Raw genomic sequence first — 19,758 nt, 5'->3', positions numbered from 1 at the left:
TCCTACGGCCCTAGAAGATTGCCACCGCGGGTCCGGCGGTCAAAAACGTTCGAATACCTGGAACGGTCAGGCCATATTCTGACCATCGTGACCGATGAAGACTCCCCGCGGCGGCGTCCCCGCCCCGCCGCCGATCCCTCCTTCTCCGCCTCGCTGGACCGCGGGCTGCGCATCCTGTCGGCCTTCACCGGCGACCGCTCGGTGCTGGGCATCGCGGACCTGGCGCGGGCGGTGGCGCTCAACAAGAGCACCACGCACCGCTACGTCGCCACGCTCACCAAGCTGGAGTACCTCCAGCAGGACCCGGAGACCAAGAAGTACTCGCTCGGCCCGCGCGCGGTCGACCTCGGGTTCGCCGCGATCGACTCGATGGAGCTGACCGGGATCGCCGGCCCCCCGCTCCAGACCCTGGCGGACGAGACCGGCTACACGGCCAGCATGGGCCTGAGCGACGGCCTCGACGTCGTCTACGTCGACCGCAGGCGCAGCGGGCGGCGCAGCTCACTGGCCATGGACCTCAACCTCCACGTCGGGTCGCGCCTCCCCGCCTACTGCACGTCGATGGGGAAGGTGCTGCTGGCGTACAAGGACGCGGCCGAGCTGCGCCAACTCCTCGACCGCACCGACATGGCGCGCCGGGGGCCGAAGACGATCACCAACCGGGAGCAGCTCATGGCGGCCCTCGCCCGGGTGCGGCAGAGCGGCGTCGCGGTCAACGACGAGGAGCTCGCGCCGGGCCTGCGGTCGTTCGCCGCGCCGGTGCGCGACCGCTCGGGCTCGGTGATCGCGGCGGTCAACGTGGCCGTCCACCTGACGGTCGCGCCCGCGTCGGTGGACGCCCTGGCGGGACGCGTCGAACCGCCGCTGCGGCGCGCCGCCGCGGAGATCTCCCGGCGGCTCGGATATCGCCCCACGTCAGAGCCGCGTTCCAAATAGCAAAGTCGCGTTCGAACTCTCGGAACACACTGTTGCTCCGCTGGTCACGGGACCGTACGGTCGCCTCAACTTTCCGCCGTCCGGGCCGTGACCTCCTCGGCCGCGCGGCGGTCACCAGTGTTTCCCGAGCTACCGAGGCGTTCCCCCGAGGACGGGCCGGCCCCTGCCGTGCGAACGCCGCGGCGACAAGGAGTTCAGCGTGAGCGAGATCTCGGCACGCGGTGTGAACCGCCGTTCCTTCCTCAAGACGGCCGCGATCCTCGGCGGCGGCGCGCCGCTGCTGAGCGCGTGCGGCGGGCTGAAGGGCACCGGCGGCTCGTCCTCGGACGTCCTCAAGATCGGCTACGTCAGCCCGCAGACGGGCCCGCTCGCCGGGTTCGCCACCGCCGACAACTTCGTGGTCCAGCAGATCCAGAACGCGCTGAAGGGCGGCTTCACCTCCGGCGGCAAGAAGCGCCGGCTCGAGATCGTCGTCAAGGACACCCAGTCCAACTCCAACCGGGCCACCGAGGTCACCCGGGAGCTCATCAACAGCGACAAGGTCGACCTGATCGTCGGCTCGTCCACCCCGGACACCACCAACCCCGTCGCCGACCAGTGCGAGGCCAACGGCATCCCGAACGTCACCACGATCGCCCCCTGGGAGGCGTGGTTCCACGGCCGCAACGGCAAGGACGGCGAGGGCTTCAAGTACACGACGCTCTTCTTCTTCGGGATGCAGGAGTTCGCCGACTGCTTCTTCCCCATGTGGGAGCGCATGGACGTCTCCAACAAGAACGTCGCGTCGCTGTGGCCCAACGACACCGACGCCAACGCCTTCCGCCAGGGCCTCGGCCCGATGATGAAGAAGTCCGGCTACACCCCGGTCGACGGCGGCGCCTACCAGAACGGCGCGACGGACTTCACCGCGCAGATCGCGAAGTTCAAGGACTCGGGCGCCGAGCTGTTCACCTGCACGCCGATCCCGCCCGACTTCCAGACGTTCTGGAAGCAGTCCCGGCAGCAGGGCTTCAAGCCGAAGCTGGCGACGGTCGCCAAGGTCATGCTCTTCCCGTCCGAGGCGGAGGCGCTCGGGCAGCTCACGAACAACATCGCGACCGACTTCTGGTGGAGCCCGGCGCACCCGTACAAGTCCGTGCTGGACGGCCGGAGCGCCAAGCAGCTCGCCGACGACTTCGCCGCGTCCACCGGCAAGCAGTGGACGCAGGCGCTCGGCTCGGTGTACTCGCTGTTCGAGATCGCCGTGCAGGCGTTCAAGGACGCGAGCGACCCGAAGGACCGCGACGAGGTCGCCTCGAAGCTGCGCACCATGAAGATCGAGTGCATGAGCGGGAAGCTCGACTTCACCGCCGGCCCGCAGCCCGGCATCGCGATCCAGCACCCGGTCGGCGGGCAGTGGCGCAAGGGCGACAAGTTCCCCTGGGACGTCGTCATCGTCGACAACTCGGCCAACAAGGACGTCCCGATCGGCGGCGACCTCAAGCCCACCAACGCGTGATGACCTCGCAACCGACCACCCCGCAACCGACCACAGAGCCGCTTCTCCACCTCGACGGGATCACCAAGAGCTTCGGCCGGGTGACGGTCGCCCAGGACCTGACGCTGCGCGTCGAGCCGGGCGAGGCGCTCGGGATCGTCGGGCCGAACGGGGCCGGCAAGTCCAGCCTGTTCGCGATGATCTCGGGCGACCTACGGCCGGACGCCGGCGCGGTCCGGTTCGGCGGGCGGGACGTCACCGGCGTCCCGCCGCACGCCCGCACCCGCGCCGGCGTCGGCCGCACCTACCAGGTGCCGCGGCCGTTCGAGGACCTCACCGCGTTCGAGAACGTGCTGGTCTGCGCGTACCAGGGCGCGGGGCTCAAGGGCCGGAAGGCGCAGGCGCACGCCATGGAGGTGCTGGAGCGCACCGGCCTCGCCGACCTCGCCAACACTCCCGGCGGGCGGCTCACCCTGCTCCAGCGCAAGCGGCTGGAGGTGGCCCGCGGCCTCGCCACCGGCCCGCGGCTCCTGCTGCTGGACGAGGTCGCCGGCGGGCTGACCGAGCCGGAGGTGCTGGAGCTCGTCGAGATCATCAAGGACCTGCACGCGGGCGGCCTCGGCATCGTCTGGATCGAGCACGTCGTCCACGCCCTGGTGAAGACCGTCGGCCGGATGGTGTGCCTGGCGGGCGGCGACCTCGTCGCCGACGGCGCGCCGATGGACGTGCTGGCCGACGCGAAGGTGCGCGAGCTGTACCTGGGCGGCGGCCCCGAAACCGGCCTGCCCGACGAGGACACCGGCCTGCCCGGCGAGGACACCGGCCTGCCCGGCAAGGAAGGGGGCGAGGGCTCGTGACGCTGCTGTCGGTCCGCGACCTCACCGTCCACCACGGCCAGCTGCGCGCGGTGGACGCGCTCAGCCTGGACGTCGCGAAGGGCGAGGTCCTGGCGATCATCGGGGCGAACGGCGCGGGCAAGTCCACGCTGCTGCGCGCCCTCGCCGGGCTGAACCCGCCGACGTCGGGCTCCGTCCGGCTCGACGGCCGCGACATCACCCGGCTGCCCGCGCACAAGCGGGTGGCGGAGGGCATCGCCCTCGTCCCGGAGGGGCGGCGGCTGTTCCGCTCCCTCACCGTGGAGGAGAACCTGCTCGCGGGCACCTACCGCAAGCGCCCCGGGCCGTGGACGGTCGCCGCCGTCATCGAGCTGTTCCCGTGGATGGCCGACCGGCGCGGGCAGAACGCGTCCCAGCTGTCGGGCGGCGAGCAGCAGGCGGTGGCCATCGGCCGGGCGCTGCTGTCCAACCCGGACCTGCTGCTCATCGACGAGCTGTCGCTCGGCCTCGCCCCCGTCATCGTCCGCAGGATCTACGAGATCCTCCCGGACATCGTGGGCGCCGGCACCACCGCGCTGATCGTCGAGCAGGACGTCTCGCAGGCCATGCGGGTCGCCGACCACGTGCACTGCCTGCTGGAAGGCCGGTCGGTGCTCCAGGGGCGGCCCGCCGACCTGACGGCGGAGCAGGTCGAGCACGCCTACTTCGGCATCGGCGCCGGCACGAGCACCGACCCGGGCACGGGCACCGGCACCGACACCGGCACCGACACGGGAGCGGCGCTCACCGGCCAGGAAGGACACGACTGATATGGGCTGGCTCAACGCCGTCATCCAAGGAGTGCTGCTCGGCGGCCTCTACGCGCTGTTCGCGGCGGGCCTGTCGCTGATGTTCGGCGTCATGCGGATCGTCAACCTGGCGCACGGCGACCTCGGCGTCGTCGCGGCGTTCCTCGCGCTGGCCATGGTCAGCGGGACGGGGCTGCCGCTGTGGATCGTGCTGGTGGTGACCGTCCCGCTGTTCGCGCTGCTCGGCTACCTGACCCAGCGGGTGCTGCTGCAGCGCAGCCTCGGCGCCGGGCCGCTCGCGACCCTGCTCGTCACGTTCGGGCTGTCGATCGTGCTGCAGAACGTCCTGCTGGAGGTCTTCTCCGCCGACACCCGCACCCTCGACGGCGGCTCCTTCGCCACCGGGTCGTTCAAGGTGACCGACTCGATCTCGGTCGGCTACCTGTCGGCGGCGACGTTCCTGCTGGCCTGCGGCGCGCTGATCGGCATCCAGGTGTTCCTGTCGCGGACCGGGCTCGGGCGGATGCTGCGCGCCTCGTCCGACGACCAGGAGACCGCGAGCCTGATGGGCGCCGACAGCAGGCACGTGTACGGCATCGCGACCGCGATCGCGTTCGCGACCGTCGCGCTCGCCGGGCTGATGTTCGCCATCCGGTCCTCCTTCGACCCGGCGATCGGCCCGTCGCGGCTGATCTTCGCGTTCGAGGCGGTCGTCATCGGCGGGCTCGGCTCCCTGTGGGGGACGCTGATCGGCGGCATGGTCCTCGGCATCACGCAGTCGCTCGGCGCGCAGATCGACCCCGCGCTGACGCTGCTCGCCGGCCACCTCGTCTTCCTCGCCGTGCTGGCCTTCCGGCCGCAGGGCCTTCTCACGGGACGGACCGCATGACGATCTCCGAGATGGTGGCGGCCCGCGCGGCGGGCGCGCTGCAGGTGAACCGGGCGGCCCGGTCCTCGAAGCTGTCGGCCGCCGGGATGGCGCTCGGGACGGTCGTCCTCGCGGCCCTGCCGTTCCTCGTGTTCAGCTCGGTCACCGACACGATGGTCAACCTGTTCGTGCTGATCGCGCTCGCGAGCATGTGGAACCTGCTCGCGGGGTTCGGCGGCCTCGTGTCGGTGGGCCAGCAGGCGTACATCGGCATCGGCGCCTACAGCCTGATCGCGCTCGCCGACCTGGGCGTGCAGCCGTACCTCGCCGTCCCGCTGGCCGCGCTGACGTGCGTGCTGTTCGCCCTGCCCACCTCGTGGCTGGCGTTCCGGCTGCGCGGCGACTACTTCGCCGTCGGGACGTGGGTCATCGCCGAGGTGTACCGGCTGCTGGTGGTGCGGGTCGACAGCCTCGGCGGCGGCAGCGGCAAGGGGCTGACCGGCCTGTCGGGCATCGACCAGACGCTGCGCGGCGCCCTGACCTACTGGGTGGCGCTCGCGCTGGCGCTGTGCACGATCGCCGGCTGCTACCTGCTGCTGCGCGGACGGCTCGGCCTGTCGCTGATGGCGGTGCGGGACGAGGAGACCGCGGCCGGCTCGGCGGGCATCGACGTGCGGCGCGCCAAGCTGCTCGTCTACCTGGTCTCGGCGGCCGGGTGCGGCGCGGCCGGGGCGGTGATCACGGTCAGCTCGCTCAGTGTCAACCCCGACTCGATCTTCAGCGTGCAGTGGTCGGCGTACATGATCTTCATCGTGGTGATCGGCGGGATCGGGTTCGTCGAGGGCCCGCTGCTCGGCGCGATCATCTTCTTCGGCCTGCAGGAGCTGCTCGCCGACTACGGGTCCTGGTACCTGGTCGTGCTGGGCGCCATCGGCATGGCGGTGGCATTGTGGCTTCCGGGCGGGTTGTGGGGCCTGGTCCGCGGAAGGACCGGGTTGAGTCTGTTCCCCGTCGGCTACCACGTGCGGAGGCCCGATGTCGCTCAGTGAACCGGCCGCCGCCCTCGCCGCCGGACGGCTGTCGCCGGTCGAGCTGACCGAGCGGATGCTGGCCGCGGTCGAGGCCACCGAGCCGCACGTGCACGCCTACGCGACCGTCACGGCGGACGAGGCCCGCGCGCGGGCCGCCGAACTGGCGGAGGCCGCGCCGGCGGAGGCGGCGGAGCGCGGCCCGCTGCACGGCGTCCCGGTCGGGATCAAGGACCTGATCGACACGGCGGGCGTCCGCACCGCCTACGGGTCGCCGCGGTTCGCCGACCACGTGCCCGCGCGGGACGCGGAGGCCGTGCGGCTGCTGCGCGAGGCGGGCTGCGTGATCCTCGGCAAGCACACCACCCACGAGCTGGCCTGGGGCGGACGCACCGACAGCGCGTTCTTCGGCCCGACCCACAACCCGTACCGGCGGGGACGCATCCCCGGCGGCTCGTCGGGCGGGTCGGCGGCGTCCGTCGTCGCGGGCAGCAGCCTCGGGGCGGTCGGCTCCGACACCGCCGGGAGCGTGCGCATCCCGGCCGCGCTCAGCGGCTGCGTCGGGTTCAAGCCGTCCCGCGGCCGCGTCCCGCTCGACGGGGTGCTGCCGCTGGCGCCGTCCCTGGACCACCTCGGCGTCCTCGCGGGAACGGTGGACGACGCCGCGCTGCTCGCGTCCGCCCTCACCGGGTCGCCGTTGGACGGCCCCGCCGCGCGACCGCGCGTGGGGTGGCTCGTCGGCTGGTTCGACGCGGTGCTGGCCCCCGAGGTGCGCGCGGCCCTCGCGGACGCGCGCGCCCGGCTCGAAGTGCACGGGGTGCACGTCGAGGACGTCGTCGTCCCGGACGAGCCGCGCATGCCGGAGGCCGTCCTCAACCGGATCGTCGCCGAAGCGGGCGCCTTCCACCGCGACGCGTTCGAGCGCGACCCCGGCCTGTTCGGCCCCGACATCGCCGAACTGATGCGCATGGCACCGCGCACCGCCGGGCAGGCCGAACAGGACGAGGCCGCGATCGCCCGGATGACGGCGTTCATGGAGCGGGCGCTCGGCGCCTACGACGTGCTCGCCGGCGCCACCGTGCCGATCACGGCCCCGCCGATCGGCGCGATGACCGTCGGGGTCGGCGGCCGGGAGTGGCCCATCGAGTTCGTGCTGACCCGGCTGACCTCGCTGTTCAACGCCGCCGGGCTGCCCGCGGTGTCGGTGCCGATCGCCCTGGCGGGCGGCCTGCCCGTCGGGCTCCAGCTCGCCGGGGCCGCCGGACGCGACGGCGCCGTCCTGGCCGCGGCCCGGCTCGTCGAGCGGCTGACCCCGCCGCTGCCCCGTCCGACCTTCGCCGAGAGGAGCCCGGTATGAGAGTGACCGCCGCCGTCGTGGACGAGCTCGGCGGGCCGTTCCGCGTCGAGGACCTCGACCTCGACGCGCCCGGCCCCGGTGAGGCGCTGGTGCGCATCGTCGCCACCGGGATCTGCCACACCGACGAGATCACCCGCCACGGCGACCTGCCGATGCCGTTCCCGAGCGTCCTCGGCCACGAGGGCGCGGGCGTGGTCGAGGCGGTCGGGGACGGGGTGGCCTCCGTCCGGCCGGGCGACCACGTCGTCATCGGCTGGCCGTCCTGCGGGACGTGCCGCAACTGCCGCGACGGCGAGCCCCGCTACTGCGCCCGCCTCGGCGAGGCGCTGGCCGGCGGCGGCCGGCTGCTCGGCCCGCGCGCCGGGCAGAGCGCGCTGCGCCGCCCGGACGGCTCGCCCGTGCACAGCCACTTCTTCGGCCAGTCCTCGTTCTCGACCTACTCGCTGACCTGGGCGGACTCGCTCGTCGTGGTGCCCGCCGACGCACCGCTGGAACTGCTCGGCCCGCTGGCCTGCGGCATCTCCACCGGCGCCGGGGCGGTGTTCAACACGCTCCGCCCGCGCACCGGATCGCGCCTGGTCGTCTACGGCGTCGGCGCGGTCGGGCTGGCCGCCGTCATGGCCGCCCGGCTGTCGCCCGCCACGACGATCATCGCCGTGGACCGGCACGCGTCCCGGCTCGCGCTGGCCGCCGAGTTCGGCGCGACCCACACGATCGACGCCGGGGCGACCGACCCGGTCGCGGAGATCCAGCGGATCTGCGGCGGCCCGGCCGACTACGCGCTGGAGTGCACCGGCGTGATCGACGTCGTGCGGCAGGCCGCCGACAGCGTCGGCATGCTCGGCACCTGCGTGCTCATCGGCGGCGCGCCCGCCGGCGCCGAGTTCTCCCTCGACCACCTGACCACGCTGTGGGGCAAGCGCGTCGTCGGGACGCTCGGCGGCAGCGGCCGCAGCGACGTCCTCATCGGCGCCCTGGTCGAGCTGCACCGGCAGGGCCGCTTCCCGTTCGACCGCCTCGTCCGCTTCTACGACCTGGCCGACCTCGACCGCGCCCTGGCGGACAGCCGCAGCGGCGAGGTGCTCAAGCCCGTGCTCCGCATGAAGCACTGACACACGACAGAAGAAGGAGGAACCGCCGTGGGACTGCTCGACAGCGTCGACTGGCAGGGCAACATCTTCAAGAACGGTGCGTGGACGGCGGCGCAGGGCGGCGGCGACTACGCCGTGGTCGAGCCCGCGACCGGCGCCGAGCTCGGCCGGATGGGGCAGGCCACCGCGCAGGACGTCGCCGAGGCCGCCGCGAGCGCCGCCGCCGCGCAGCGGGAGTGGGCGGCGCTGCCGCACACCGCCCGCGCCGCCGTGCTGCGCAGGGCCGGCGACCTGTGGCAGCGGCACGCCGAGGAGATCAGCGGCTGGAACGTCCGCGAGGTCGGCGCGGTCCCCGGCATGGCCGGGTTCGCGCTGCACGTCGCGGCCGAGGAGTGCTACGAGGCGGCCGGGCTGCCGTCCCGCGCGATCGGCGAGATCATTCCGTCGGAGGAGCCGCGGCTGTCCATGGCGCGGCGCATGCCGGCCGGCGTGGTCGCGGTGATCTCGCCGTTCAACGTGCCGATCATCCTCGGCATCCGCTCGGTCGCCCCGGCGCTCGCGCTCGGCAACGCCGTCCTGCTCAAGCCGGACCCGCGCACCGCCGTCACCGGCGGCACGCTGATGGCGCGGGTGTTCGAGGAGGCCGGGCTGCCGCCGGGCGTCCTGCAGATGCTGCCCGGCGGCGCGGACGTCGGCGAGGCGCTGATCACCGACCCGAACGTGCGGGTCATCTCCTTCACCGGCTCCACCCCGGTCGGCCGCCGCATCGGCGAGCTGGCCGGCCGCCACCTCAAGCGCGCCCACCTGGAGCTCGGCGGCAACTCCGCCCTCCTCATCCTGGACGACGCCGACGTGGACGCGGCGGTGAACCTCGCGACCTGGGGCTCGTTCTTCCACCAGGGCCAGATCTGCATGACCACCGGCCGCCACCTGGTCGCCGACCGGCTCTACGACGACTTCGTGGAGCGCCTCGCCGCCAAGGCCGGCGCGCTCTCGGTCGGCGACCCGGTCGGCGGGGAGGTCGCGCTCGGTCCGGTCATCGACGCCGGCCAGCGCGACAAGATCCACGGCATGGTCACCGCGAGCGTCGACCAGGGTGCGAAGCTCGCGTCCGGCGGCACCTACGAGGAGCTGTTCTACCGTCCGACGGTGCTCGCCGACATCCCGCTGACCGCGCCCGCGTTCGCCGAGGAGGTCTTCGGCCCGGTCGCCCCGGTCACGCGCGTGTCGTCCGTCGCCGAGGCGGTGGAGCTGGCAGGGGCCGGCGACTACGGCCTGTCGCTGGGCATCGTGACCCGGGACGTGATGCGCGGCCTCGCCGTCGCCGAGCAGATCCCGACGGGCATCGTCCACATCAACGACCAGACGGTGAACGACGAGGCCAACGCCCCGTTCGGCGGCGTGCGCGCGTCCGGCACCGGCTCCCGCTTCGGCGGCGCCGCCGCGAACATCGAGGCCTTCACCGAGACCCGCTGGATCACCATGCGCGGCGAACCCGCCCAGTACCCCCTCTGACCCACCCCGGCCGCCACCTCGTTGATCTGCGGCGTGTTGTTGTTTTGGAAGCGCTCATAACAACAACACGCCGCAGGTCAACGCATTCGGTGGCCGCGTTAGACGGCTGGCTTCACCCTGGGACGGTCGTCGACGAGGAACGCCGCGAGGCGTTCTGCCTCCTCTGCCACCTCCGCTCGGGCGGGTCTCGGGAGGTCGTGCAGCGGGGTGATGACGACGGTGCCGGTGCCGGCGTCAGTGCCGGTGCCGGCGTCAGTGCCGGTGCCGGCGTCAGTGCCGGTGCCGGCGTCAGTGCCGGTGTCGACCGTCCAGGTGGCGGCGACGCGGCCGTCGACCAGGACCACCCGCTCCCCGGCGACCGAGAGGCCGCGGTGGGCGTCGTCGATGATGCGCCCGCGGTCGTGGTAGCCGAGGATCGCGTTGTCGAACGCCGGCAGGAAGCGCACCGGGGCCGGCGTGTCCGGGTCCGGGCGGGGGGCGTCGGGGAGGTCGAGCAGCTCGCGGCCGCGTTCGTCCCGGAACGCGACCAGTTCGCCGCGCACCGCGGCGACCGCGGCCGGCAGGCCGGCGAGGCCGCACCAGGCGCGCAGGTCGGACGAGGCGGCGGGACCGAACGCGGCGAGGTAGCGCCGGACCAGCTTCTGGCCGACCGGGTCGGCGTCATCCGAGGGCAGCGGGTCGATCTCCCGGCCCAGCCAGGCGGGGAGCAGGACGTGGCGCACTCCGGCCTTGGTCCGCCACAGGCCGCGCGGCGGCGCCTGCACCATCGGGACCACCGCGCCCAGCATCTCGCCCAGCGCTCGCCGTGCCACCGGCGACCAGCGCTCGGGGAGCCCCTGGACGAGTTCCGCCGTCGTGCGGAGCTGTCCGTCGGACATCAGCGCGCGTCCCGCCTCGGCGAGTTCGTGGAGGTCCACTCCGTCGAGTTCGCGGCGGTAGACGCCGAGCACCCGCTGGCGCAGCATGGCGTCGTGGCGCGCGCGCCAGGCGAGCGCGTCGGCAGCGGTCACCAGGTGGACGGTGCGCCGCATGAGGGGCGTGCGCACGACCTGCCGTCCGGTCAGGAGATCGTTGAGTACGGCCGGGTCGAACGCGCGCAGCCGTGACCACAGGCCGACGAACGGTTCCTGCGGTTCCTGGGCCTGCAGGCCGCCGAGGTGGGCAACGGCGTCCAGCACCGGTACGTCGGCGCGTTCGAGCAGGAACTGCCGGGCGAGGGCGGCCCGGTTGAGCGCTCGGTCGTCCAGAACGGTCATGCCTCCACCGTCGCAGGAGAAGCGGTCAGATTCTGTCCGCTTCTCGCGGGCGCAGGGCGCCGGCCGCCGGTTCACTCGCGGGACGCGGCACGACGAGCGCTCGGCCGGCGCAGGCGAGGAGTACGCCGAGCCCCCAGCCGGCGATGGCGTCGGTCGGCCAGTGGTAGCCGAGGACGACGGTCGCGGTCGCGACGGCGATCGCCATGGCGTGGGCGGCGGCCGTCCAGCGGCGGGACGCACCGGTCACCGCCGCGATGAACAGCAGGCAGGCGGCGGCGTTGGCGGCGTGGCCCGACGGATACGACAGGTACCCGTCGGTGAAGAACGTGTCCTGACCGGTGCGCGGCGGCGTCCGCGCGAGGACGATCTGCGCCCCGCGAATGATGAGTTCGCTGGTCACGAGCCACACGCCGGCACGGATCAGGAGGCTCGCACTGCGGCGCCGCCTGGCGGCGATGACGGAGACGACGGCCGTGATCGAACCGACCAGCCAGTACTGGCCACCGTTGACGATCGTCCGCCAGCCGAAATGCCAGGCACCGCTGCGCGGCGGCAGGCCGTCGGCGAAGACGCCGCCGTCGACGTGCCGCAGCGCGCCGCCGGCCAGGACGTCCGCCGTCACCGCCGCCGTGACGAACGCGGCGACCAGCGCGAGCCTGTACGGCCGCGCTCGGGCGAGGAGCACCCCGCCCCCTGTCCGAGGCTCCCGCATCCCTCAATCCTGCCCGATTCGGCGGACGACCTGCTTAGCGCATGGCCAATAATGGCGATCATGCATGATGCGGGGACCGGCGACGAACCGGTCGAGTTCGGGCCGGGGACGGCGCGGCGCCTGGCGTGGGCGGTCGTCGCCCTGCTGCTGGCCGGGGGCGTGGTGGCGTACGCCATGCTCGCGCCCAAGGCCCTCCTGGTCCCGCTGGTGTCGGCGGCCCCGCTCGTCCCGCTCGCGGTCGCCGGGATCCTCGGGCGGGTCCGTCCGCCGACCGTCGTAGACCGGGACGGCATCCGGTGCCACACGGCGTTCTCGTACCAGGTGCGGCGGCAGTTCGTGCCGTGGACGGCGATCGCGCGCATCGACGTCCAGAAGCGCGGGCGCCGGACGTTCGCCGTGCTCCAGCTGACCGACGGGGCCCGGATGATCCTCCGGCATCCGGCGGGCCCGCACCTGCGCGAGGCGGTCGCGTCCATGCAGCAGCGGCACCTGGCGGCCTGCGGCGGACGGCTGCCGGCGGTCGACCGGGTCCCTCTCCCCTGGCGCCGCTTGCGAGCCTGGGTGCTGGTCGCGGCGATCGCACTCCCCGTCGTCAGCGTGATCGGGCTGGTGACCTGGATGTCCGCAGCGATCGGGAGTACGAGGTCCCCCGACGATGTCGCCGCCTGCGACCAGATCCCCCGGGAGGCCGTCGCCCGCGTGCTGCCGGACGGCGGCGTCCACGGCTTCGGCAACCGGGCGGCCTGCCGGTGGAGCACCGGTTCGACGTCGGAGAACGGCACGTGGATCGACTTCCACATCGTCGCCCGCCCGCCGTCCGAAGCCGAGCGGTCGTACCGGGAGTCGCTGAAGGCGATGCGGTCCGCCGGGCGTGCGCCGCACCTGCTGCGGGACGCCGACGCCTACACCGTGGCCTGGCAGGACGCCTGGGGGTTCACGGCTCAAGGAAGGGCGAACGTGAAGGGCTACCAGGTGATGGTCGCGCTCCACAGCCGGAAGGCGGCCTCCGCCGACGAGGCCGAGCGGCAGGTCGGCGATGTCCTGCGCGCGGTGACGGAGAAACTGGCATGAGGCTGAACAGGCGCGAGAGCGGGCTGCTCATGGGGATGCTGCTGCTGTCGGCCTTCCTGTGGGCACCGTTCCTGACGGTCAAGGCCGCTCTCGGATCGGGCGACGACGACGAGCACGTGCCGCCGCGAACCCCGCTGGTGGACCTGTGCGCCTGGTTCCCGTCCCCGAAGGCCGCGGAACTGGTGCCGAAGGCGCGCGCCCCCAAGCTGGAGGCCTACTTCTTCGGGCAGGTGCGGTGCGACTGGGTCGGTGACGACGAACGCACCAAGTTGGGGGTGAGCGCCTTTCGTCCTTCCGGGACGCTGACCCCCGAAAAGGAGTCCGCCAAGGCGCGGGAGTTCTACATCGGCCAGACCGATGGCGGCGACCCGGCGGGCATCGGCGACATGAGCGCGATCAGCGTCAAGCACGGGTCCGACTACTCCGAGGCGCATGTCGTCGTCCTCGACGGCGTACTCGTCGCCGAGGTCACCTACCGCCTGCCCGGCAAGCGCACGGACGTCGCCGCCAAGGCCAGGGAAGCCGCCGTCGAACTCCTGAAGGTGCTGCCTCCCAAGGGCCTGTGACCACGCCAAGGGCCTGTGACCACGGCCTCGGCTGAGCTTGGAATCGCGGGACTCCCAGTAGCGGTCGCGCAACTGCCGCTTGAGCGTCTCCTGGACCGGCCGCCCATCCCCCACGACCGCATGGTGGACGAGCTCGCCGAACTCGTCATCCGCTACATCCGGAACCGACCCCCGCCGGCCCGCCCGGACCACCCCGGACCACCCCGGCCCCGGCACCGAAAAGCTTGATCAACTTGCCGCTGCATCTGGCGCCCCGAACGGAGTTCTAGTAAGCAGAAGGGACCAACGGCTGCCGTATGTCCCATCAGGAGGCACCAGTGCAAACACGAGCGGCGATTCTGTGGGAACCGCACACCGACTGGAGCATCGAGGACATCGAACTCGACGATCCGAAGGCCGGTGAGATCAAGGTCAAGCTGGCGGCCTCGGGGCTGTGCCACTCCGACGAGCACCTGGTCACCGGGGACATGGTGCTCGACCCCGAGATCGCCACGCTCATGGGATGGGAGCAGTTCCCGGTCATCGGCGGCCACGAGGGCGCCGGCGAGGTCGTCGAGGTCGGCCCCGGCGTGACCACGCTCAAGGAGGGCGACCACGTCGTCCTGTCGTTCATCCCGGCGTGCGGCCGCTGCCCGTCCTGCGCGATGGGCCGCCAGCACATCTGCGACCTGGGCGCGGTGCTGCTGGCCGGCAAGCAGATCGGCGACATGACCGCCCGGCACCACTCCAAGAGCGGCAAGGACCTGGGCATCATGTGCTGCACCGGGACCTTCTCCCCCTACACCGTCGTCAACGAGGCGTCCGCCATCAAGATCGACGACTGGATCCCGCTGGACAAGGCCGCGCTCGTCGGCTGCGGCGTCACCACCGGGTGGGGCGCGGCCGTCAACGTCGCCGACGTCCAGCCCGGCGAGACCGTCGTGGTGATCGGCATCGGCGGCATCGGCATGAACGCGGTGCAGGGCGCCGCGGCGGCGGGCGCGCGGCACATCTTCGCCGTCGACCCGGTCGACTGGAAGCGGGAGAAGGCCACCGAGTTCGGCGCCACCCACGGCGCCGCGTCCATGGAGGAGGCGGCCGCCCAGCTCGCCGAGCTCACCTGGGGCGCGAACGCGGACAAGGTCATCCTCACCACCGGCGTCGCGACCGGCGACCTCATCGGCCCGATGATGGGCATGGTCGGCAAGGGCGGCCGCGGCGTCGTCACCGCCGTCGCGCCCGTCGCCCAGGAGGACGTCAAGCTCAGCCTGTTCGACCTGGCGATGCAGCGCAAGGAGCTGGTCGGCTGCATCTTCGGCAACGCCAACCCGCGCCGCGACATCCCGCGCCTGCTGCGCCTCTACGACGAGGGCAAGCTCAAGCTGGACGAGCTCGTCACCAACACCTACACCCTCGACGAGGTCAACAAGGGCTACCAGGACATGCGGGACGGCAAGAACATCCGCGGAATGATCAAGTACTGACGGGTCGGAGTCGTCCGGCCGGGCGCCCCGGGTGGTGGGCACCGGCCGGGACCGCCGGACGGCCCGTGCCCCGGTGGGTGGGCACGGACCGTCCGGGGTGCGGGGCCGTCAGCAGGTCAGGTCGCCTCCGGCCGGGACGCCGAGCAGCTGCGTGAACCGCTGGTAGGCGTTCACCCGGCTCTGGACCTGCGCCGGGTTCCGGCCGTCGCATTCCAGGGAGCCGTTGATGCTGCGGATCGTCTCGCCGAAGCCGCGGCCGTTGACCATGGCGTTGTGACCGGTCATGGTGCCGGGACCGTTCTGCGTCATCCAGTACCAGAGCCCGGTCTTCCAGGCCACGGCCGCGTCACGCTCGACGAGCCACGGGTTGCCCAGCAGGTCGATGCCGAGGGCGTCCCCCGCCGCCTTGTAGTTGAAGTTCCAGCTCAGCTGTATCGGACCGCGGCCGTAGTAGGCCGCCGTCCCTGCCGGGCAGCCGTAGGGCCGGCCCGCGTCGCAGTAGTGCGGGTAGTTCGCGGTGTTCTGCTCGACGATGTAGACCAGACCGCCGGTCTCGTGGCTGACGTTGGCGAGGAAGGCCGCGGCCTCCTGCTTCTTCACCGTGTCGCTTCCGGTGTTGGCGAACGCCGGGAACGCCGCCATAGCCGAGGTCAGTCCGGCGTAGGTGTAGAAGGAGTTCCGGCCCGGGAACATCTGGTTGAACTGCGCCTCGCTCACCACGAAGCCGCCGGGGTCGGGCGGGTCCGAGGGCCCCGGGTCGGTCGGGCCGTCGCAGGCGTACGGGTCCCAGTACCAGTTGCTGATCACGGGGTCGTATCCCGGGTTCTCGTGGACGGCGATGTAGTACTTGCCGTCGGTGTACCTGACGACGCTCCCGACGGCGTACCACTGCCCCGCCGTCCAGTTCGGGGCGGAGCAGCCGGGTCCGGACGTCCCGCCGCCGCAGGCGCCCTGGTCGGTCCAGACCTCGGCGCTGCCGGGGGTCTCGTTCTGCGTCCACCATCGCGCCGACCAGTTGTGCCCGTTGTAGGACACGGACGCGCCGCCGTTGTAGGCGGCGGACCCGTTCCACGCCGCCGCGCACTCCGCGGCGGTGGCCGATGCCGCCGGCAGGACGGCCGACAGCGCTCCCGCCGCGAGCACCGCGGCGCCGAGCATCGTCAGGAGACGTCGCACCTGATCACTTCCTTCGGGGGTTCTGTGTTGCGGGGTGGGTGCCGGCGACGGCCGCCGCGGGCGGGCGGCCGTCGCGGGCGAGAGGGCGGGTCAGCCGACCTGCAGGTCGATGCAGGCGTAGAAGGCGTTGGCGGTGTCGGCGATGTTCCAGACGGCGAGGACCTTCTGCCGTCCGGTCGCGCCGCCGAGGTTCACGGTGTGGGAGACGGTGGACGGCGGCTGCTGGTCGTGGCCGTCGACGACCGCGATGCGCCTGCCGCCGAGGTAGTACTCGTAGTTGAGGGTGCGGTGCCGGGCGGTGAACGTCCAGGTGAAGGTCACCGTGCCGCCGACGGACGTGGCCCTCCACGGCAGGCTGTCGTCGTCGAGCTCGCGGAAGCGGGCGTTGCCGCCGCTGCAGCTCCGCAGGCCCTTCGGGCCCTCGACGCTCTGCGGCTCCCACTGGATGGATCCGCACTGGACGATGCGCGCCGCGCACTGCGCCTGCCGGCTCATGGGCGCCGAGACGTAGCCGTGCGCGAAGGCGGCGGTCGCCGGGAGGACGACGGCGACGAGGGGGGCGACTCCGAGGCCGGCCGCGATCGCGGCGGTCCTGCGTCGGACTTTCTTCATGGCGGGGGGTCCTTGCGTGAGCGGGGTGGACGGGGGATGCGTCGCTGCCACCCGGCGATGGAGGTGAGCGGGGCATGGGAGCTCCATCGGATAGGAAACTTTCCTATCTAGTACGTCGCACGGTAACCCCGCGTTCGACACCGTTCAAGGTTCCCGATGGACCCCGGACGGAGGGCGGGCATGACCAGCCCAGGCAGGGAGCTGAACCAGCTCAGGGCGCCCCGAAGTTAGGCATGATCTGCCAATGAACGGGCCGCCGACCGGCACTGATCGCTCAAAGCATGAGCGAGCCGGGAGAGCGGGGTGGGCTCTCCCGGCTCGCTCGGCGGGTTCGCCTTCGGAGGCTACGCCCCTCTCACCGCACGTAGATCTGCGGCTGGGGCGGGGTCGCCATGCGGTCGCCCAGGAAGAAGCTCGGATGCGGCGGCTGGTTGTAGGCGGTGTTCTGCCAGGCCAGGGCCGTCCGGTACTGGGTGTCGTGCAGGAGCGTGTAGATCTTCCGGTCGGTGACGTCCCGGGTCGTGTAGATGCGGAGCCGCGTGTCGTCGCCGGTAGGCCAGATGACCTCTTCCCTCCAGTCGCCGAACAGGTCGCCGCTCAGCGACGGGACGGCCTTGGTGCCGTTGTTCGAATGGACGCCCGAGGCCGTCAGCAGCCGGGTGTCGCCGGACGGCCCGTACTTGTCGATGTGGGTCCCGTCGAGCAGCTCGCGCACCGGGTCGGCGTCCCACCACACGAGGAAGTTCGCGGACGACGGCTTGCGGCCGGCGTTGTTGCCGGTGACGCTGCGCAGTTCGGAGACGCTCGACGACCAGAACTCGGCGCCGATCCGCCCGTTCCAGATGTCCCCGGCGACACCCCGCCCGTTGTCGCAGCACGCGGACGTCCGCCACAGCACCTGCCCGTTGTGCGGGTCGATGTAGAGCGACGACGGCTGGCTGGACGACTCGCTGACCTTGAAGTACTCCAGCCCGGGACGCGCCGGGTCGAAGTCGCCGAGGTGCTGGGCGTCGCCGTGGCCGGTGCGGGTCGTCCACATGCCGTAGCCGTTGTCGTCCACCGCCATCGCGCCGTAGACGATCTCGTCGCGGCCGTCCTGGTCGATGTCGCCGACGGACAGGCTGTGCGACCCCTGGCCGTCGAAGCCCCGGCCGGTGTTGGTGGAGCTGTTGGTGTCGAACGTCCAGCGGCGGGTGAAATGCCCGTCCCGCCAGTCCCAGGCGGCGATGACGGTCCGGGTGTAGTAGCCCCGCGCCATGATCAGGCTGGGCCGGGAGCCGTCCAGGTACGCGGTGCCGGCGAGGAACCGGTCGACGCGGTTGCCGTACGAGTCGCCCCAGGACGAGACGCTGCCGCGCGGCGGCACGTAGTCGACCGTCTGCATCGCCGCGCCGGTCCGCCCGTCGAACATGGTGAGGTACTCGGGGCCGCTGAGGATGTACCCGCTCGCGTTGCGGTAGTCGGCATCGGCGTCGCCGATGACCCGGCCGGTGCCGTCGACCGTGGCGTCCGCCGTCTTCATGGCGACCTCGGCGCGGCCGTCGCCGTCGTAGTCGTACACCTGGAACTGGGTGTAGTGCTGCCCGGCGCGGATGTTGCGGCCGAGGTCGATCCGCCACAGGCGCGTGCCGTCCAGCCGGTAGGCGTCGACGAAGACGTCGCTGGTGTAGCCGCTCTGCGAGTTGTCCTTGGAGTTGGACGGGTCCCATTTGAGGACGATCTCCAGGCGCCCGTCGCCGTCCAGGTCGCCCACGCTCGCGTCGTTGGCGCTGTACTCGGACCCGGGCCGCTGGATCGGCACGTCCAGATACCCGTCGCCGAAGCGCAGCGACGCCTCGGACGCCGCCCCCTCACTCCCGTTCACGATCGGCCGGACCGTGTACGAGGCGTCGGCGGGCGCGCCCTGGTCCCAGTAGTTGGTCGAGCCGGTGACCGTGGCGATCCGGGACGACCCCCGGTACAGGGCGAACGTCGTACCGGCCGGGTCGGTGCCGAGCAGCCGCCACCCGACGTAGTTGCCGTCGCCGGAGCGGACGCTGATCAGCCCGCGGTCGAGGTCCTCCACCTGGCGGGCGGCGGCGGCCGTCGCCGTCACGGGCACGGTGGCGACCGCCGCGGCGACGGCCAGGGGCAGCAGATGCCGGAGCAGGGGGATGCGTCTCACGGGGACTCCCTCGGGAGTTGGCGGGGGACTTTCCCCCTAGTCGCCCGGCGGGCCCCGGAAGGTTGCCGCTCGACCGCGAGCAGCCGCGTCAACTCGGCGACGCCCTTGGCGGTCTGGCTCTTGACCGTGCCGACCGCGATGCCGAGGGCCTCGGCCGTCTCCTTCTCCGACATGTCGAACGCCAGCCGCAGCACCACGCACGCCCGCTTGCGCTGCGGCAGCCGCAGCAGCGCCGCACGGACGTCCACGATCGCCGGCACGTCCGGCCCGCACAGGCGCTCGTCGAACCCGGCGCCCATCCGCTCGACCCGGTCGCGCTCCCGCACGAGCACCCGGATCCGGCTCCGCGACATGTTGACGACCATCCGCCGCACATAGGCGAGCGGCTGATCAGCGGCCCGGACCCGATCCCACCGCCGCCAAGCCGCCGCCATGACGTCCGCCGCCAGATCGTCCGCCCCGTCCAGATCCCCGAGCATCACGACCGCCAGCCGAGCCAACTCCCGGTGATGCCGCCGAAAGAACCGTTCGAACTCACGATGGGAGCCCTCCCACTCCTGCCCGGGCACCACCGCCAAAGACTCCACCCGGTCACCCCGAGACCCGGAGCCCACAAGACCGCGATAAGGCCCGGCGACCGCCCCACCAGGATCCGTCCACCGACCCTCCTCAAGTGGAGCCTTCACAGAAAGCGCTTTCACAAGAAGGTAGGAACGCACACGACCCCCGTCAACGCCCCTTCCACAAATCACCACGCGCCGACCGCACGCCCTGCGCCAGGAAGAAAGCGCACGCGACAGGGCCGCCGCCTCGTTGATCTGCGGCGTGTTGTTGCTTCCGAC

18 protein-coding genes are annotated in these 19,758 nt (G+C 72.2%); 12 read left to right on the top strand and 6 right to left on the bottom strand.

The genetic code is table 11. The features are described from left to right. Window positions 1-87 precede the first annotated feature (87 nt). From ABFX46_RS13235 to ABFX46_RS13195, 9 genes are all read left to right on the top strand, one after another. On the top strand, window positions 88-936 hold the full coding sequence (locus ABFX46_RS13235) for an IclR family transcriptional regulator (protein WP_346042217.1): 849 nt from the start codon (window positions 88-90) through the stop codon (window positions 934-936). Between the two features lie 199 nt (window positions 937-1,135). After that, window positions 1,136-2,434, top strand: a complete 1,299-nt coding sequence (locus ABFX46_RS13230; protein WP_346042215.1) for an ABC transporter substrate-binding protein — start codon at window positions 1,136-1,138, stop codon at window positions 2,432-2,434. Then, complete coding sequence (locus ABFX46_RS13225) at window positions 2,434-3,270, top strand: ABC transporter ATP-binding protein (RefSeq protein ID WP_346042214.1); 837 nt, start codon at window positions 2,434-2,436, stop codon at window positions 3,268-3,270. Before ABFX46_RS13230 ends, ABFX46_RS13225 begins: the two co-directional genes overlap by 1 nt. Next, complete coding sequence (locus ABFX46_RS13220; RefSeq protein ID WP_346042213.1) at window positions 3,267-4,058, top strand: ABC transporter ATP-binding protein; 792 nt, start codon at window positions 3,267-3,269, stop codon at window positions 4,056-4,058. Before ABFX46_RS13225 ends, ABFX46_RS13220 begins: the two co-directional genes overlap by 4 nt. Before the next feature lies 1 nt (window position 4,059). Then, on the top strand, window positions 4,060-4,926 hold the full coding sequence (locus ABFX46_RS13215) for a branched-chain amino acid ABC transporter permease (protein ID WP_346042211.1): 867 nt from the start codon (window positions 4,060-4,062) through the stop codon (window positions 4,924-4,926). Further along, window positions 4,923-5,954, top strand: a complete 1,032-nt coding sequence (locus tag ABFX46_RS13210) for a branched-chain amino acid ABC transporter permease (protein WP_346042209.1) — start codon at window positions 4,923-4,925, stop codon at window positions 5,952-5,954. Before ABFX46_RS13215 ends, ABFX46_RS13210 begins: the two co-directional genes overlap by 4 nt. Then, complete coding sequence (locus ABFX46_RS13205) at window positions 5,941-7,290, top strand: amidase (RefSeq protein WP_346042207.1); 1,350 nt, start codon at window positions 5,941-5,943, stop codon at window positions 7,288-7,290. The genes ABFX46_RS13210 and ABFX46_RS13205 overlap by 14 nt, the downstream gene beginning before the upstream one ends. Then, window positions 7,287-8,402 carry an NAD(P)-dependent alcohol dehydrogenase gene (locus ABFX46_RS13200; RefSeq protein ID WP_346042206.1) on the top strand — a complete coding sequence of 372 codons (1,116 nt, stop codon included), beginning with the start codon at window positions 7,287-7,289 and terminating at the stop codon, window positions 8,400-8,402. The genes ABFX46_RS13205 and ABFX46_RS13200 overlap by 4 nt, the downstream gene beginning before the upstream one ends. Before the next feature lie 27 nt (window positions 8,403-8,429). Then, window positions 8,430-9,896 carry a benzaldehyde dehydrogenase gene (locus ABFX46_RS13195; protein WP_346042205.1) on the top strand — a complete coding sequence of 489 codons (1,467 nt, stop codon included), beginning with the start codon at window positions 8,430-8,432 and terminating at the stop codon, window positions 9,894-9,896. A gap of 98 nt (window positions 9,897-9,994) precedes the next feature. Here the strand turns inward: ABFX46_RS13195 and ABFX46_RS13190 are convergent, their stop codons facing one another. Both ABFX46_RS13190 and ABFX46_RS13185 read right to left on the bottom strand, forming a co-directional pair. Continuing rightward, complete coding sequence (locus ABFX46_RS13190; protein ID WP_346042204.1) at window positions 9,995-11,152, bottom strand: winged helix DNA-binding domain-containing protein; 1,158 nt, start codon at window positions 11,150-11,152, stop codon at window positions 9,995-9,997. A gap of 25 nt (window positions 11,153-11,177) precedes the next feature. Continuing rightward, complete coding sequence (locus ABFX46_RS13185; RefSeq protein ID WP_346042202.1) at window positions 11,178-11,864, bottom strand: phosphatase PAP2 family protein; 687 nt, start codon at window positions 11,862-11,864, stop codon at window positions 11,178-11,180. A 60-nt stretch (window positions 11,865-11,924) separates the two neighbouring features. On the opposite strand from ABFX46_RS13185, the gene ABFX46_RS13180 reads away from it, so the two are divergent. The 3 genes from ABFX46_RS13180 (at window position 11,925) to ABFX46_RS13170 (ending at window position 14,964) form a co-directional block, all read left to right on the top strand. Then, a complete protein-coding gene (locus ABFX46_RS13180) occupies window positions 11,925-12,935 on the top strand; it encodes a PH domain-containing protein (protein WP_346042200.1) in 1,011 nt (336 codons plus the stop codon). Beyond that, window positions 12,932-13,501: a hypothetical protein gene (locus ABFX46_RS13175; RefSeq protein WP_346042198.1), complete on the top strand. Its 570-nt coding sequence runs from the start codon at window positions 12,932-12,934 to the stop codon at window positions 13,499-13,501. Before ABFX46_RS13180 ends, ABFX46_RS13175 begins: the two co-directional genes overlap by 4 nt. 317 nt (window positions 13,502-13,818) lie before the next feature. After that, entirely contained in the window at window positions 13,819-14,964 is a 1,146-nt protein-coding gene (locus ABFX46_RS13170) for an NDMA-dependent alcohol dehydrogenase (RefSeq protein ID WP_346042197.1), read from the top strand. Between the two features lie 108 nt (window positions 14,965-15,072). Here the strand turns inward: ABFX46_RS13170 and ABFX46_RS13165 are convergent, their stop codons facing one another. The 4 genes from ABFX46_RS13165 to ABFX46_RS13150 all read right to left on the bottom strand — a co-directional run bounded on the left by ABFX46_RS13165 (window position 15,073) and on the right by ABFX46_RS13150 (window position 19,485). Continuing rightward, a complete protein-coding gene (locus tag ABFX46_RS13165; protein ID WP_428831260.1) occupies window positions 15,073-16,122 on the bottom strand; it encodes a glycoside hydrolase family 19 protein in 1,050 nt (349 codons plus the stop codon). Between the two features lie 108 nt (window positions 16,123-16,230). Continuing rightward, window positions 16,231-16,752 (bottom strand): lytic polysaccharide monooxygenase auxiliary activity family 9 protein, encoded by a 522-nt coding sequence (locus tag ABFX46_RS13160; protein ID WP_346042194.1) that lies wholly within the window; start codon window positions 16,750-16,752, stop codon window positions 16,231-16,233. Between the two features lie 355 nt (window positions 16,753-17,107). Then, window positions 17,108-18,916 carry a rhamnogalacturonan lyase gene (locus ABFX46_RS13155; protein WP_346042192.1) on the bottom strand — a complete coding sequence of 603 codons (1,809 nt, stop codon included), beginning with the start codon at window positions 18,914-18,916 and terminating at the stop codon, window positions 17,108-17,110. Then, the gene (locus ABFX46_RS13150; protein WP_346042703.1) at window positions 18,913-19,485 is read right to left on the bottom strand and encodes a SigE family RNA polymerase sigma factor; all 573 of its coding nucleotides are present in this window, start codon (window positions 19,483-19,485) and stop codon (window positions 18,913-18,915) included. Before ABFX46_RS13150 ends, ABFX46_RS13155 begins: the two co-directional genes overlap by 4 nt. Window positions 19,486-19,758: the final 273 nt, after the last annotated feature.

The organism is Actinomadura chokoriensis, assembly GCF_039529475.1.
GTDB lineage: Bacteria > Actinomycetota > Actinomycetes > Streptosporangiales > Streptosporangiaceae > Spirillospora > Spirillospora bangladeshensis.
Note: the sequence above shows the minus strand (reverse complement) of the source record. Positions and strands in the feature narration are given on the sequence as shown.